The sequence below is a fragment of the Blastococcus aurantiacus genome (assembly GCF_900102425.1).
GTDB lineage: Bacteria > Actinomycetota > Actinomycetes > Mycobacteriales > Geodermatophilaceae > Blastococcus > Blastococcus aurantiacus.
The window spans coordinates 13653-28090 of sequence record NZ_FNBT01000004.1 but is presented as its reverse complement, the minus strand read 5'-3'; the positions used below and the strand labels follow the sequence as shown (position 1 = coordinate 28090).

At 73.4% G+C, this 14438-nt stretch carries 15 protein-coding genes and 1 tRNA gene; 9 read left to right on the top strand and 7 right to left on the bottom strand.

The genetic code is table 11. The annotated features are described in order from the left end of the window. Window positions 1-31 precede the first annotated feature (31 nt). Both BLS70_RS08845 and BLS70_RS20750 read left to right on the top strand, forming a co-directional pair. Window positions 32-388 carry a cupin domain-containing protein gene (locus BLS70_RS08845; RefSeq protein ID WP_091766169.1) on the top strand — a complete coding sequence of 119 codons (357 nt, stop codon included), beginning with the start codon at window positions 32-34 and terminating at the stop codon, window positions 386-388. Between the two features lie 152 nt (window positions 389-540). Then, on the top strand, window positions 541-678 hold the full coding sequence (locus BLS70_RS20750) for a hypothetical protein (RefSeq protein WP_176946346.1): 138 nt from the start codon (window positions 541-543) through the stop codon (window positions 676-678). 27 nt (window positions 679-705) lie between these two features. Here BLS70_RS20750 and BLS70_RS08840 read toward each other — a convergent pair whose 3' ends face one another. The 3 genes from BLS70_RS08840 to BLS70_RS08830 all read right to left on the bottom strand — a co-directional run bounded on the left by BLS70_RS08840 (window position 706) and on the right by BLS70_RS08830 (window position 5545). Next, window positions 706-1860: an acyl-CoA dehydrogenase family protein gene (locus tag BLS70_RS08840; RefSeq protein ID WP_091766166.1), complete on the bottom strand. Its 1155-nt coding sequence runs from the start codon at window positions 1858-1860 to the stop codon at window positions 706-708. Beyond that, on the bottom strand, window positions 1861-3855 hold the full coding sequence (locus tag BLS70_RS08835; RefSeq protein ID WP_091766163.1) for an ATP-binding protein: 1995 nt from the start codon (window positions 3853-3855) through the stop codon (window positions 1861-1863). A 76-nt stretch (window positions 3856-3931) separates the two neighbouring features. Then, entirely contained in the window at window positions 3932-5545 is a 1614-nt protein-coding gene (locus tag BLS70_RS08830; protein ID WP_091766160.1) for a carboxyl transferase domain-containing protein, read from the bottom strand. Window positions 5546-5632: 87 nt separating this feature from the next. Between BLS70_RS08830 and BLS70_RS08825 the strand changes: the two genes are divergently transcribed. After that, window positions 5633-6238 (top strand): SACE_7040 family transcriptional regulator, encoded by a 606-nt coding sequence (locus BLS70_RS08825; RefSeq protein ID WP_218122345.1) that lies wholly within the window; start codon window positions 5633-5635, stop codon window positions 6236-6238. 18 nt (window positions 6239-6256) lie between these two features. Here BLS70_RS08825 and BLS70_RS08820 read toward each other — a convergent pair whose 3' ends face one another. Then, window positions 6257-8185, bottom strand: coding sequence for a hypothetical protein (locus BLS70_RS08820; protein ID WP_091766158.1), 1929 nt, complete (start codon window positions 8183-8185; stop codon window positions 6257-6259). A gap of 209 nt (window positions 8186-8394) precedes the next feature. On the opposite strand from BLS70_RS08820, the gene orn reads away from it, so the two are divergent. From orn to BLS70_RS08795, 6 genes are all read left to right on the top strand, one after another. Beyond that, window positions 8395-9051 carry an oligoribonuclease gene (gene orn, locus BLS70_RS08815; protein WP_091766155.1) on the top strand — a complete coding sequence of 219 codons (657 nt, stop codon included), beginning with the start codon at window positions 8395-8397 and terminating at the stop codon, window positions 9049-9051. A gap of 93 nt (window positions 9052-9144) precedes the next feature. Beyond that, window positions 9145-9220, top strand: a tRNA-His gene (locus tag BLS70_RS08810). A 357-nt stretch (window positions 9221-9577) separates the two neighbouring features. Next, window positions 9578-10621, top strand: coding sequence for an MFS transporter (locus tag BLS70_RS08805; protein ID WP_143030373.1), 1044 nt, complete (start codon window positions 9578-9580; stop codon window positions 10619-10621). A gap of 92 nt (window positions 10622-10713) precedes the next feature. Beyond that, the gene (locus BLS70_RS20445) at window positions 10714-10902 is read left to right on the top strand and encodes a hypothetical protein (RefSeq protein WP_143030372.1); all 189 of its coding nucleotides are present in this window, start codon (window positions 10714-10716) and stop codon (window positions 10900-10902) included. Window positions 10903-10956: 54 nt separating this feature from the next. Then, window positions 10957-11916: an SDR family NAD(P)-dependent oxidoreductase gene (locus BLS70_RS08800; protein ID WP_091766148.1), complete on the top strand. Its 960-nt coding sequence runs from the start codon at window positions 10957-10959 to the stop codon at window positions 11914-11916. 125 nt (window positions 11917-12041) lie between these two features. After that, window positions 12042-12224: a hypothetical protein gene (locus BLS70_RS08795; protein ID WP_091766144.1), complete on the top strand. Its 183-nt coding sequence runs from the start codon at window positions 12042-12044 to the stop codon at window positions 12222-12224. A gap of 55 nt (window positions 12225-12279) precedes the next feature. On the opposite strand, the gene BLS70_RS08790 is transcribed toward BLS70_RS08795, so the two are convergent. From BLS70_RS08790 to BLS70_RS08780, 3 genes are read right to left on the bottom strand one after another with little or no spacing between them, the layout of a single operon-like run. Continuing rightward, entirely contained in the window at window positions 12280-13554 is a 1275-nt protein-coding gene (locus BLS70_RS08790) for a cytochrome P450 (RefSeq protein ID WP_091766141.1), read from the bottom strand. Beyond that, window positions 13551-13766, bottom strand: a complete 216-nt coding sequence (locus tag BLS70_RS08785; protein WP_091766138.1) for a ferredoxin — start codon at window positions 13764-13766, stop codon at window positions 13551-13553. The genes BLS70_RS08790 and BLS70_RS08785 overlap by 4 nt, the downstream gene beginning before the upstream one ends. After that, window positions 13763-14380 carry a TetR/AcrR family transcriptional regulator gene (locus BLS70_RS08780; RefSeq protein ID WP_176946345.1) on the bottom strand — a complete coding sequence of 206 codons (618 nt, stop codon included), beginning with the start codon at window positions 14378-14380 and terminating at the stop codon, window positions 13763-13765. Before BLS70_RS08780 ends, BLS70_RS08785 begins: the two co-directional genes overlap by 4 nt. Window positions 14381-14438 lie beyond the last annotated feature (58 nt).

Genomic DNA, 14438 nt, shown 5'->3' with positions numbered 1-14438 from the left:
GGGGCCGGTCCGGGCCCTAGGGTCGGGGCGCATGACGACCGACGCACCCACCGACCTGCACGCGCTGGCCGACGAACTGCTCGGCCGGGCGACCACCGAGCACGCCGGCCGAGCCGGCCGGACGCTGGCCCACCCGGTGGACGGGCTGCGCCAGACGGTGATCGCGCTGCGGTCCGGCGCCGAGATGGGCGAGCACGAGAGCCCCGGCCCGGCCAGCGTCGTCGTCCTCCGCGGCCGGGTGCGCCTCGTGGCCGGCGAGACGTCGGTGGCTCTCGCGGCGCACGAGTTCAGCCCCGTCCCGGACCGGCGGCACAGCCTGCACGCCGACGAGGACAGCGTCGTCCTGCTCAGCGTCGCCGTCCCCGACCGCGCCCCCGAGGCCGACTGACCCACGCCACGCGTGTGGGCGAGCTGACGTCCGGTCACGGCGCACGGGGAGTCGCCGCAGGCGCGCCCGGCGGATCGGCGTGTCCGCGGCCGGTCGAGACCCCGCAGTTCACGATTCCGCGCATCCACCTTGGATCCGCGAGCGGGGGCGCCATGAGCGAAGCCGTGCTGACCGCACTGGCCGTCGGGGGAGCGGGAGGTGGCTACCTCGGGTACCAGCTCGGCAACTGGCGGGCCGCATCCCGTGCCGCCCGGGCGACCTACCGGACGCAGCGCAACCTCCGGCGCTGACCGTTCGTCCCGCCGGTCGGGGCGCCGTCAGCCGAGGCCCAGGTCGCGGGCGATGAGCATCCGCTGCACCTCGCTGGTCCCCTCGCCGATCTCCAGGATCTTGGCGTCGCGGTAGAAGCGGCCGACCGGGAACTCGTTCATGAACCCGTACCCGCCGTGCACCTGGGTGGCGTACCGCGCGTTGTCCATCGCGACCTCGGAGCTGTACAGCTTGGCGATCGACGCCTCGCGCTTGAACGGCTCGCCGCGCAGCATCTTCTCCGCCGCCCGGTAGTAGGCCAGCCGCGCGGTGGAGGCCCGCACCTCCATGTCGGCGATCATGAACTGGATGGCCTGGTTCCTGCCGATCGCCTGCCCGAACGCCTCGCGCTCACCGGCGTACTTCACCGACTCGTCGACGCAGCCCTGGGCCAGACCCACCGACAGCGCGGAGATCGCGATCCGGCCCTCGTCGAGGATCGAGAGGAACTGCGCGTAGCCGCGCCCCCGCTCCCCCACGAGGTTCTCCGCGGGCACGCGCACCTCGTCGAACGAGAGCTCCCTCGTGTCCGAGGCGTTCCAGCCGACCTTCGAGTACCGCTTCCCGACGACGAAGCCCGGCGTCCCCGAGGGCACGATGATCGCCGAGATCTCCTTGCCGCCGTCCGGGCGCGTGCCGGTGACGGCGGTGACGGTGACGAGCCCGGTCAGCTCGGTGCCGGCGTTGGTGATGAACGCCTTCGACCCGTTGATGACCCAGTGCCCGTCCTCGAGCCGGGCGGCGGTGCGCGTGGAACCGGCGTCCGAGCCACCCCCGGCCTCGGTCAGCCCGAAGGCACCCAGCATCTCGCCCGAGCACAGGCGCGGCAGCCACTCCTGCTTCTGCGCCTCGGTGCCGAACCGGAAGATCGGCATCGCCCCGAGCGAGACGCCGGCCTCGACGGTGATGGCCATCGACGAGTCGACGCGGGCGAGTTCCTCCAGGACGACGCAGAGGTCGAAGTAGGTGCCGCCCCCGCCGCCGTACTCCTCCGGGAGGGGGAGGCCGAACAGCCCGAGCTCGCCCATCTGCCGCACGATGTGCGCGGGGAACTCGTCGCGCTCGTAGTACTCGCCGATCTGCGGGGCGATGACCTCGCGGGCGAACTCGCGCACCGTCGTCCGCAGGGCCTCGGTCTCGTCGCTGAGCCGGTAGTCCAGCATTCAGTCCTCCTGCTCGGTGGCGGCCGGGGTCACCAGCGCCACCCGCTCGTCCAGCCCGACCGTCCGGCCGGCTGTCACTCCGAGCTCGGTCACCGTGCCCGCGATCGGGGCGGTGAGCACGTGCTCCATCTTCATGGCCTCGACGACGAGCAGCGGGGCGCCCGCCTCGACCTGATCGCCCACGGACGCCTGCACCACGGTCACCGTGCCTGGCATGGGCGAGGTCACCACGCCGTCGCCACCGGTCGCCCCCGAGGACGACGCCAGGCGCTCGTGCTCGCGCAGCGCGGCCACCCGCCCGCCGGCGGCCAGCCACACCGTGCCGCCGTCGTGCACGACGACGAAGGACGACGTCCGGCCGTCCAGGGTCACCCGCAGCCGCTCCCCGTCGCGGACGGCGCGGGCCGGTGCCGGGTCGCCCTCGCCGACCGCGACCTGCGCGTCGGTGGAGCGCCCCCGCACCCGGACGGTCACCGGCTCCCCGCCGGGCGCCTGGAGCCGGCGGACCGTCCAGGCGGGCTCGCCCAGGCGCCACCCGTCGGGCACGTCCCACCGGTCGACCAGTGCGCCGACCGGCTCGCCCTCGACCAGCAGAGCCAGCGCGGCCGCGGCGTAGACCTCGGCCGGCGGGGGTTCGGGCAGGGTGAGCGACTCCCCACGGCGCTCGATCAGCCCCGTGTCCAGCCGCCCGGCGACGACGTCGGGGTCGCCCAGCAGCTCCTGCAGGAAGCCGGCGTTCGTCGTCACCCCGAGGACGGCGGTGCGCCCCAGCGCCGCCACCAGGCGCGCACGGGCGGTCTCCCGGGTGGGCGCCCACGCGATGACCTTGGCCAGCATCGGGTCGTAGTCGGTGCCGACGACGGTGCCCACGGCCAGCGAGCTGTCCACCCGGATGCCCGGGCCCTCGGCCTCCACGAGCCCGACCACGGTGCCCGCCTGGGGCAGGAACCCGCGGGCGGGGTCCTCGGCGTAGAGGCGGGCCTCGATCGCGTGGCCGTCCAGCGAGACGTCGCTCTGGTCGACCGGCAACCGCTCGCCCGCGGCGACCCGGAGCTGCTGCTCGACGAGGTCCAGCCCGGTGATCAGCTCGGTGACCGGGTGCTCGACCTGCAGGCGGGTGTTCATCTCGAGGAAGAAGAAGTCCCGGGGCCGGTCGGCGTCCACGATGAACTCGACCGTGCCGGCACCGGTGTACCCGACCGCCTTCGCCGCCTCGACCGCCGCCCGGCCCATGGAGGCGCGCATCGCGGTGTCCAGGAGCGGGGAGGGCGCCTCCTCGATGACCTTCTGGTGCCGGCGCTGCAGGGAGCACTCGCGCTCGCCGAGGTGGATCACGTTGCCGTGGGCGTCGCCGAGCACCTGGACCTCGATGTGCCGGGAGTTGCCGACGTAGCGCTCGACCAGGAGCGTGTCGTCGCCGAAGGAGCTGCGCGCCTCGCGTCGTGCGGCGGCAATGGCATCGGGCAGCTCGTCGGCCGAGCGCACCACGCGCATGCCCTTGCCACCACCACCGGCGCTGGGCTTCAGCAACGCCGGGAAGCCGACGGCGACGGCGGCGTCCGCGACCTGCTCGTCGGTCATCCCGGGCTCGGTGCGACCGGGGACGACCGGCACGCCGGCGGCCATCACGGTCTGCTTGGCACGGATCTTGTCGGCCATCGCCTCGATCGCGTCCACCGGCGGCCCGATGAAGACGACCCCTGCCGCGGCGCACGCCTTGGCGAAGTCCACGTTCTCGGACAGGAAGCCGTACCCGGGGTGGATCGCCTGGGCTCCGGTGCGGGCCGCCGCATCGAGCACCCGCTCGATCGACAGGTAGCTCTGCGCCGCGGGTGCGGGGCCGATGGGCACGGCGACGTCGGCCATCCGGGTGTGCAGCGCACCGGCGTCGGCGTCGCTGTGGACGGCGACCGACCGGATGCCCATCTCGCGCAGCGTGCGGATCACCCGGACGGCGATCTCGCCCCGGTTGGCCACGAGGACGGTCTCGAACACCTACGCCACCGCCCGAATCTGCTTTTCCGCGGAAAAGCGGACCGCTTTACCGCGGAAAAGCGGAGTGCTGCTGGGGTCACATGCGGAAGACGCCATAGCCGACCTCCTCGAGGGGCGCGTTGGCGCAGGCGGACAGGGCCAGGCCGAGCACGGTGCGGGTCTGCGTCGGGTCGATCACGCCGTCGTCCCAGAGGCGGGCGGTGGCGTAGTACGGGTGGCCCTGCTGCTCGTACTGCTCGCGGATCGGCGCCTTGAACGCCTCCTCGTCCTCGGCCGGCCACTCCTCACCGCGGGCCTCCAGGCCGTCGCGGCGCACCTGCGCGAGCACCGACGCCGCCTGCTCCCCGCCCATGACGGAGATGCGGGCGTTGGGCCAGGTGAACAGGAAGCGGGGTGAGTAGGCCCGGCCGCACATCGAGTAGTTGCCGGCACCGAACGAGCCGCCGATGACGACGGTCAGCTTGGGCACCCGGGCGCAGGCGACGGCGGTGACCATCTTGGCGCCGTGCTTGGCGATGCCGCCGGCCTCGTAGTCGCGGCCGACCATGAACCCGGAGATGTTCTGCAGGAAGAGCAGCGGGATCTTCCGGCGGTCGCACAGCTCGATGAAGTGCGCGCCCTTGAGCGCGGACTCGCTGAACAGGACGCCGTTGTTCGCGACGATCCCGACGGGGTGGCCGTGCAGCCGGGCGAAGCCGGTGACCAGGGTCGACCCGTAGAGCGGCTTGAACTCGGCGAACCGGCTGCCGTCGACCAGCCGGGCGATGACCTCGCGGACGTCGTAGGGCGTGCGCGGGTCCGGCGGCACGACCTCGACAACCGAGGCCGGGTCCAGCAGCGGTTCCTCGACCGGTTCGACGTCCCACGGCCGGGGCTCGCGCGGACCGAGGGTGCCCACGATCTGGCGGACGATCTGCAGCGCGTGCGCGTCGTCGTCGGCCAGGTGGTCGGTGACGCCGCTGACCCGGCTGTGCAGGTCTCCCCCGCCCAGATCCTCCGCGGTGACCACCTCGCCGGTGGCGGCCTTCACCAGCGGCGGGCCGCCCAGGAAGATCGTCCCCTGGCCGCGGACGATGACCGCCTCGTCGCTCATGGCCGGCACGTACGCGCCGCCGGCGGTGCACGAACCCAGGACGGCGGCGATCTGCGCGATCCCGGCCTTGGACAGGTTCGCCTGGTTGAAGAAGATCCGGCCGAAGTGCTCCCGGTCGGGGAAGACGTCGTCCTGCATCGGCAGGAAGGCGCCGCCGGAATCGACCAGGTAGATGCAGGGCAGCCGGTTGTGCAGCGCCACCTCCTGCGCCCGCAGGTGCTTCTTCACCGTCATCGGGTAGTAGGTGCCGCCCTTGACGGTCGCGTCGTTGGCGACGACGACGCACTCGCGGCCGGCGACGCGGCCGATACCGGTGATGATCCCCGCGGCCGGGGCGTCGCCGTCGTACAGACCGTGTGCGGCCAGCGGCGAGAGCTCGAGGAACGGGCTGCCCGGGTCGAGCAGCGCGTCGACGCGCTCGCGGGGCAGCAGCTTGCCGCGGGACACGTGCCGCTCGCGGGCGCGCTCTCCCCCACCCAGGGCCACCCGGCCCAGCTCCGCGGCGAGGTCGGCGGCCAGCGCGGCGTGCGCCGCCGCGTTGCGGGCGGCGGCGCCGGGATCGGTGGGCGTGGTTCGGGCGAGCACCGGGGCGTCCACGGGTGCAGGTTAACCAGCGTTCACTCCGGAGGACCAGTGATCGCCGCGAGTCGGTGAACCGGAGTTCACCGTCGGTAGGATTCCGGCGTGACGACGACCGGCTCGGAGCGGGACACCGCGCTGCACGCCGACGCCGACCGGCCCTCGCGGCGGGAGCAGATCCTGCAGGCCGCGGCCCAGCTGTTCGCCGAGCGCGGCTCCCGCGCCGTCGGCGTGGACGACGTCGGTGCGGCGGTCGGCGTGACCGGCCCGGCGATCTACCGGCACTTCGCCGGCAAGGACGCCATGCTCGCCGAGATGCTGCTGCGGATCAGCGAGCGCCTGCTGGTCGGTGGGACCGAGCGGGTCTCCACCGCCGGGGCCGACCCCCGGGCTCAACTGCGCGCGCTGGTCGAGTTCCAGGTCGACTTCGCCCTGGACAACCCCGCGCTGATCACCGTCCACGACCGCGACCTGGGCTCGCTGGCCGACTCCGACGCCGCGCAGGTGCGCCGGTTGCAGCGCCGCTACGTGGAGGTGTGGGTCGCCGTGCTGGCCCGGCTGCACCCCACGGCCGAGGCCGCCGCCTGCCGCGCGCGGGCGCACGCCGTGTTCGGGCTGATCAACTCGACTCCGCACAGCGCCGGCCGGCTCGACCGCTCGGCGATGGCCCGGCTGCTCACCGACATGGCGTCGGCCGCGGCGACCGCCTGAACGCTCCCTTCGCGCGGGTCAGTCGGCGGGCAGCGGCGGCGTGGTCAGCGACAGCCCGCTGGTGGCGACCTGGTCGACCTCGGCATCCGTACCACCAGCGGACGGCCTCACCCAGGCGCTCTCCACGATGGTGACCGTCGGGCCGGAGACCGCGCTCGCGTACTCGGCCTCGTCGCCCAGCTCCTCCGGCCCGCCGGGGTAGGTCAGCCCCTCACGCAGCAGGTCGCTGACGTTGCCGCTGCCGCTGGTGTCGGTCAGGCCCCGCAGCTCGCGCGCCGCCACGGTGTCGGGCATCCGCACCCGCGCGACGGAGACCACCACCTCGCGGCCGCCGACCTGCCCCGAGTAGAGCGCCCGGGACAGGCCCGTGCAGTCCGACGTCTCGAAGAAGGTCGCGGTGTCGCCATAGGCGTTGCCCACGCAGGTCTCGTCGACCTCGGCCGCGCGCAGGGTGTACGACACGCCCCCCACCTGCTGCACGCTGCCCACCGCGGGGCCGGTTGGCACCGGCTCCGCGGGCTCCGTCGGGGCCGCCGTGCCGCCGTCGCCGTCCCGCTCGGCCAGCGCCAGCGACAGGCCCACGCCGATGAGCGCCAGGACCAGGACGGCAGCGAGCACCAGCAGGGTGCGGCGGGTGCGCCCGGGCCTGTCCGGATCCGAGTCGTCCTGCTCGGCGGTGCGGTCCCAGAAGTGCTGCGTTGCCGGTTCCGCGGTCGCCGCCGTGGCGGGCGGCTGCTGCGCGGGCAGGACGGCGGTGCCGGGCGGTGCATCGGCGAGGTCCGGCTCGGCACCGGCGAAGAGCCCGCCGATGCCCGCGTCACCGGAGGGCGGCTCCGAGGGTCCGTCCACGGCCACGGTGTCCCGCGCCGACACCGCAGCGGCAGGGGCAGGCGCAGCGGCGGCGGCGGAGGAGACGGACGGCCCGTCGATGGCCACGGTGTCCCCGGCCGGCCTCGCGGCAGCGGCCGTCACGGGCGGGGAGGGCGGAGCTGCGGGGCTCCCGGGCGCGGTCGGCGGAGCAGTGGCGACGGGATTCGTCGCGCCGTCGTCGGACGGAGCGCCGCCGGGCTGCGGGGTGGCCGCGGCCTGGGCGGCTGCGGCGGCGTGCGCGGCCGCGACCGAGGCGGCCACCGCCTGCTCGATCGACTCCCGCGTGGGTCCGGCCGGCTGCGCCGGGGGCTGCTGCGGTGTGGGGGGCTGCGGCACGGGGGCCGGCTGCGCGGGCGGAGCCCCCGGTGCAGCGGCGGCAGGCGTGGCGGCCATCGCCGCCGGCGTCAGGAGCTGCGACCGGCGCAGCACGTAGGGCGAGTACGGGAACCCCTCGCCGTTGAGCTCCTCGACCGAGGGACCGCGCCCCTGCAGGCCCAGCGCCTCCAGCGCGGCGCGCACGTCGGCGGTCGTCCACAGCCGCGGGTTGTCCACGCCGGTGTACCGGCTGGCCCGCGCGATGCCGAGCAGCAGGGAGCGGGTCTCGAGCAGGGCGACCTGGTCACCCTCGCCGAGATCGCCGTCGGCCGGCAGGAGGCCCTCGATCGCCCCGGTCAGCACGGTGACCCGGGCGATCCGCCCCGGCTCGAGGCCGGCCCGGCGCAACCGCATCGCCGTCTCCATCCCGGCGCGCATGAGTCCGTCCAGCGGCGTGGAGCCCCCACCGGCGAGCTGCAGGACCGCGCCGCCGGTGCCGGCCGGGCCGATGGTCCAGGGCCCCTCGGGCGAGGCGTTGACGACGCCGGACTGGCGCACGACCTCGGCCACGCGCACCACGGCGATGCCCTCGGGCACGAAGAGGACGGCGTCGGAGAGCCGGCGCTGCAGGGGCCCGTCGGCGAACGGGATCGCCGCCACCACGGCGCCACGGATGGCGTTGCCGGTGTCCCAGCGCACCAGTTCTGAGAAGAAGGCACGTTCCCCGTCCGTCTGCGGCGGCAGCGGGGTGAGGGGCAGCACGGTCGTCCTCCGGGGAGTGGTGGGCGGGCTCGGGCACCGGTCGGGTCCGGTGGTCGATCGACCCCCGGCGATCGACCTCGACGCTACGTCACATCACGGAGGCGTCTCGGGGACCGCGCCGGACGTACCGCGAATCACCCGCCGCGGATGGAACGGCACGCCAGCCGCCCACGGGACGGCGCCGGTGGCGGTGCGTACTGTTCTGCGCCGTGGCTGACAGCGCAGGGCACCTGGTCTGGATCGACTGCGAGATGACCGGACTGGACCTCGTCAAGGACAAGCTCATCGAGGTCGCGGTGATCGTCACCGACTCCGAGCTCAACGTCCTGGACCCCGGTCTGGACCTCATCATCGGCGCCGACGACGCCGACCTCGACGGCATGAACGAGGTCGTCCAGGAGATGCACCGCAAGTCGGGGCTCACCGAGGAGGTGCGCGCCTCCACGCTGACCGTGGCCGAGGCCGAGCAGCAGGTGCTGGCCTACATCAAGCGGTGGGTGCCCGAGCGCCGGACGGCGCCGCTGTGCGGCAACTCCATCGGCACCGACCGCGGCTTCCTCGCCCGGGACATGCCCGAGCTCGACGACCACCTGCACTACCGGATGATCGACGTCTCCTCGGTCAAGGAGCTCGCCCGCCGCTGGTTCCCCCGGGTCTACTTCGGGCAGCCGGCGAAGGGCCTGGCCCACCGCGCGCTGGCCGACATCATCGAGTCTGTGCGCGAACTGGCCTACTACCGGCGCACCGTGTTCGTGGACGCGCCCGGCCCCAGCAGCTCCGAGGCCAAGAAGGCGGCCGAGGACGTCGTCGGCGGCTTCGCGGCGCTGCTCGCCGGCGAGGACGGGAAGCCCTCCACCGGAGCGTGAGGCACGCCCCTCCCCCGTCCTCGTCAGGCGGAGGGGCGGCTCCGGTATCGTTGCCCCGGTTCCCCTCCCGCTCGCGCGCGGAGGACGGACATGGTGGGTGTAGCTCAGCTGGTAGAGCGCCAGGTTGTGATCCTGGATGTCGCGGGTTCAAGTCCCGTCACTCACCCCACCCGGAGAGGCCCTGGTCGGTCCGCCGACCAGGGCCTCTCCATGTCCGGGTGTCCGCCGGGGGCATGCCGTCCGTGTCGGTCATGCGCATCACGACATCGGGCCGGTGGTCATTGACCTGGGGGCGACCGCACGGGAAGGTGCCGTCCATCCGTCGGGTGCCGACCACGAGCGTCCGACACGTCGCCCTCCCGGCACCTGGAGGCACCCCCTGACAGTCGCCCTCGACCCTCCTGGCACCAGCGCCACGACGTCCACGACCACCGGCCTCGTCGGGCTCGCCGCGCTCACGTCGATCGGCGCGGGGGCCATCCACGCCGCTGCCATCGGGGTCCACAGCGAGCACCGGCCGGCCGTCGTGGCGTTCACCGCCGTCGCCGCCTTCCAGCTGGCGTGGGGCGTCCTTGCCCTCGTCCGCGGCAACCGCCTCGTCGCCGTCCTCGGCCTGCTGATCGGGACGGGCGCCCTCGCCGGCTGGGCCCTCGCCAAGGTGAGCGGCATCCCCTTCGTCGCCGGCCTCGACCAGGCCGAACCCATCCAGACGGCGGACGGCCTCGCGGCCGGCCTCGCCCTCACGTCGGTGCTCGCCCTGGGCTCCGCACTGTGGCCGGAGCACGACGCCCGCCTCAGGTTGAAGGCGCCGCTGCCACTCATGGCCGTCGGTGTCTCGGTCCTCACCGTGTTCGGCATGGTGACGGCCGGTTCGCACGCCCACGCCGCCGGAGACGGCCACGGCTCGCACGGGACGGTCGCCGCCGACCACCACGGTGACGAGACCGGGGCCGGGGACCACGTCGAGGACGCCTCGGCGGCCACCGTCCCCTATGACCCCACCAAGCCGATCGACCTGAGCGGCGTCGAGGGCGTCACCCCCGAGCAGCAGGCCGCGGCCGAGAACATCATCGCCGTGACCCTCCACGGCCTCCCCCAGTGGGCCGACCCGGCCCACGCCGAGGCCAACGGGTTCCACTCCATCGGCGACGGCTTCACGGGCACCGAGCACTTCGTCAACGAGGCCCACATGGACGACGACGTCATCCTCGACCCGGACGTCCCCGAGTCCCTCGTGTACGACACGAGCGGCGGCGGTCGCCGGCTGGTGGCGGCCATGTACATGCTGAAGCGGGGCACGCCCCTGGAGCAGGCCCCCGACCTCGGCGGCAACCTCATGCAGTGGCACACCCACGACAACCTCTGCTACAACGCCGACGGCAAGGTCCGGGGAATCACGGATGCGAGCGGCGCCTGCCCGGCGGGCCTCGTCAAGCCGGTCGAGACGCCGATGATCCACGTGTGGCTGGAGCCGCACCCGTGCGGGCCGTTCGCGGCGCTCGAGGGCATCGCCGGGGGCCGCATCCCCGACGGCGAAGAGGTCCTGTGCGACCACGCCCACGGCGACTGACCCACGCGGCCGACCATCCGACGCCGTAACGAGCCGCCACTGGACCCCGGTGCCGGGCTTACGGCGTAAACGAATGGGCTACCGTTGTCCCCGTGCCGTTGATCTACCACTGGGGCGGACCCCGCCATGGACACGTCGACCACGTGACGGACGAGCAGATCGTCTCGTCGCTGCTCGTGTACGACGGTCCGAAGTGGATCGGCGTCTACGAGCCCCTCGACCCCCCGCAGGTCCGCGACACCCCCCAGGGGCCGGCTGCGGTCTGGATCGTCCGCGAGTAGCGCGTCGGCCGACCGCGGTCGACCTCGACGCCCGGCCGGGGCAGAGTCGCGGCCATGCCCCTCATCAGCACGCGCTTCGACGCCACCAGCACCGCCGCCGACGTCGTCGCCGGCCACGACCTCAGCGGGCGACGGGCGATCGTCACCGGTGGCGGCTCCGGGATCGGCGTGGAGACCGTGCGCGCGCTGGCGTCGGCCGGCGCAGAGGTCACCATCGCCGTCCGCGATCCCGAGCAGGGCGCCCGCGCCGCCAAGAACATCGCCGGGACGACCGGCAGCACCACCGTGCGGGTCGCCCGCCTCGACCTGCTCGACCTCGACTCCGTCGCGGCGATCGTCGCCGACTGGGACGGCCCGCTCGACCTCCTGATCAACAACGCCGGCGTGATGGCGCTGCCGCAGCTGACCCTGACCGACCACGGCTGGGAGACGCAGTTCGCCACCAACCACCTCGGCCACTTCGCGCTGACGGTCGGCCTGCACGACGCCCTGGCAGCGGCCCCCGACGGCGCCCGCATCGTCTCGGTGTCCTCCACCGGCCACCTGGCCTCGCCGGTGCACTTCGAGGACATCCACGTCGCGCAGCGGGCGTACGACCCGTGGCAGGCCTACGGCCAGTCGAAGACGGCGAACGTGCTGCTCGCGGTCGAGGCGACCCGGCGCTGGGCCGACGACGGCATCGTGGCCAACGCGCTCATGCCCGGCGGGATCATGACCAACCTTCAGCGGCACGTCTCCGCCGACGTCATCGAGGGCTGGGAGAAGGCGCAGCGCGAGGGCACGGTGACCTTCAAGACCCCCGAGCAGGGCGCGGCCACCACCCTCGTCGCCGCCGTCGCCCCGGAGTTCGCCACCGGCGGGCACTACCTGGAGGACTGCAACGAGGCGCCCACCGTCGCCGACGACGCGAGGGTGCGCAGCGGCGTGCGGCAGTGGGCGTTGGACGCGGACAACGCCCGCCGGCTGTGGGAGGTCAGCGAGGAGCACCTCGCACGGCACCACCAGGGCGACTGAGGTCGCGGGGACGTCCGGCGCCCGGACGTCGGTACGGAGGTGTAGAACGGCGGTCGTGCTCCTGACGCGGATCCCTCGGCAAGCCCGGCCCGTCCGGGGCCGGGCGGAGCCGAAAGGTCACCGCGATGAGCAGGACCGACAAGACCGCGCCCTACCGCCTCAAGCAGGCCGAGCACCCCGAGCAGTGGTGGCGGCCTGAGCTCCGCTGCACCTGCACCGTCTGCAAGGAGCCCCAGCGGCAGGCCAGCCGCCGTCGCCGCCGCCAGGAGAAGCACCAGCTCGACCACTGGGAGGCCGAGTATCGGTAGCGCACGAGGCCCTGGTCGACATCCGACCAGGGCCTCGTCGCGTCTCCGCCGCCTGTCAGCCGATGCGCATCGGCAGGGCCCGCGGCCCGCGAATCTGGCCGGCCGACCACCGCACGGCGTCGGGGTCCGCGAGGCTGAACTCGGGGATCCGGTCCAGCCAGACGTCCAGCGCCACGGTCAGCTCCATCCGCGCCAAGTGGGAACCGACGCAGCGGTGGATGCCCAGCCCGAACGCCGCGTGCCGGTTCACCTCCCGATCGATGACGACCTCGTCGGCCCGCTCGAAGCGCTCCGGGTCGCGGTTCGCGGACGGGAAGGGCAGGAGGACCCAGTCCTCCTTCTTCATCTGGACGCCGCCGAGCTCCACGTCCTCCTTGACCAGGCGCGCCATGGTGACCGGTGCGTAGGCCCGGAGGAACTCCTCGACCGCCTTCGGGCGCAGGGAGCGGTCCGCCACCAGGCGCTCGCGGTCCTGCGGGTTCTTCGCCAGGTGCCACAGCGAGGAGCCGATCGCGCTCCACGTCGTGTCGATGCCGGCGATGAGCAGCAGCGTCATGGTGCCCACGACGTGCTGCGGGGTCAGCCGCTGCCCGTACAGCTCGGCGTTGAGGAGGTAGGTCGTGAGGTCCTCGCGCGGGTTGTCCAGGTGGTCGCGGACCTGCTCGAACAGGTAGTCCGACAGCGCCATCCCCCGGGCCTGGCGCTCCTCGAGCGGGCCGTTGGCCCCCTCGAGCGCGTTCTCGACGAAGTGCGCGAACTTCTCGCTGTCCTCCTGCGGGAACCCGAGCATGTCGGCGATGACCCGCATGGGGATGTACATGCCGTAGTCGGTCGCGGCGTCGACGACGTCCCGGCCGGCGAAGGTGTCGATCAGCGAGTGGCAGAACGCCTCGGTCGTCACCGCCTGCTTGGCGACGTTGGCCTTGGTGAACGCCGGCAGCAGGAGCTTGCGCGCGTCGTGGTGGAACGGCGGGTCCGAGGAGATCGGCGGCGCCAGTCCGACCGGTGCCACGTCCATCGGCGGCCGGACGTTGCTCACGATGATCGCCCGGGACGTGAAGTGCTCGGTGTCGTAGGCGATCGCGGCGACGTCCTCGTACCGCGTGGGCAGCCAGGCCCCTCCGAAGCGCTCGGTGCGCGCGACCGGGCACCGGCCCCGGAGGTCGTCCCAGACCTCGATCGCGTTCTCGGCGTACTCGGGCTCCAGGTGGGAGAAGTCAGTGGTCCAGTCGCTGACCGGGCCGGTGACGATCTCGTTGAACGTGCCCAGCTGGGCCTGCGCGATGCGCTGCTGCCGGGCCTCCTCGGTGAACCTGTCGTCGACGGTCATGCCCGCACCTGCTCGTGGACCAGGACGGCGAGCTCGGGGCAGTTGGCCGCGGCGAGCCGGGCGTCACCCTCCCGCCCCTCGGGCACGTCCCGGTCGGCGGTGAGCTCGGTCAGGACCGCGTAGCCCTCCTCGTCCTCCCCGAAGAGATCCGGGGCGAGGTCGTAGCAGCGGCCGTGGCCCTGGCACGTCGCGGAATCGATGCTGACTCTCATGTGCGGCTTCCGATCTGTTCTCCGGTGTGGACGGGTGCGAGGCAGGTGACGACGCGGATGAGGAGCTCGGTCCACTCCCGGTCGTCGACGTCGTGCAGGTCGGGACCGAGCAGCGTGGTCCCGGCGGCCAGGGCGAGGCAGAAGTGCGCCACGGCCTGGGGCGAGAGTTCGGAGTCGAGTTCGCCTCGGGACTGGCCGTCCCGGACGAGGCCGGCCAGCCAGTCGGCCCGCTCGGCGGTGTAGTCGCGCAGCGCCGTCGCCACCTCGCCGTGGTGCCGGGCGGCGATGAGCGCCTCGACCGCCAGGAAGGACTCCGGCTCCTGACGGCGGCGCAGCGCCGCTCCGGTCTGCAGGAGGAGATCGGCCACCGAGCGGGTGGGGAACCTGGCCACCAGGTCGGCCAGCGGCCGGCGCCCGTGCGCGCGCAGGGCGCCGATCAGCAGGTCCGCCCGGGACGTGAAGTAGCAGTACAGCGCACTGTTGCTCAGACCGGCCGCGGTGGCGATGTCGGCCACGCGAGTGCCGTCGTAACCGCGGGCGGCGAAGACGTCGGCCGCGGCGCGGAGCAGCCGCCGACGGGTGTCCTCGGCATTGGCTCCGACGGTTCGCCCCATACGGGAAATGAAATGTGATTCAGTTCACTTTGTCGAGGGGCTGGCGCGTGTCATCTCA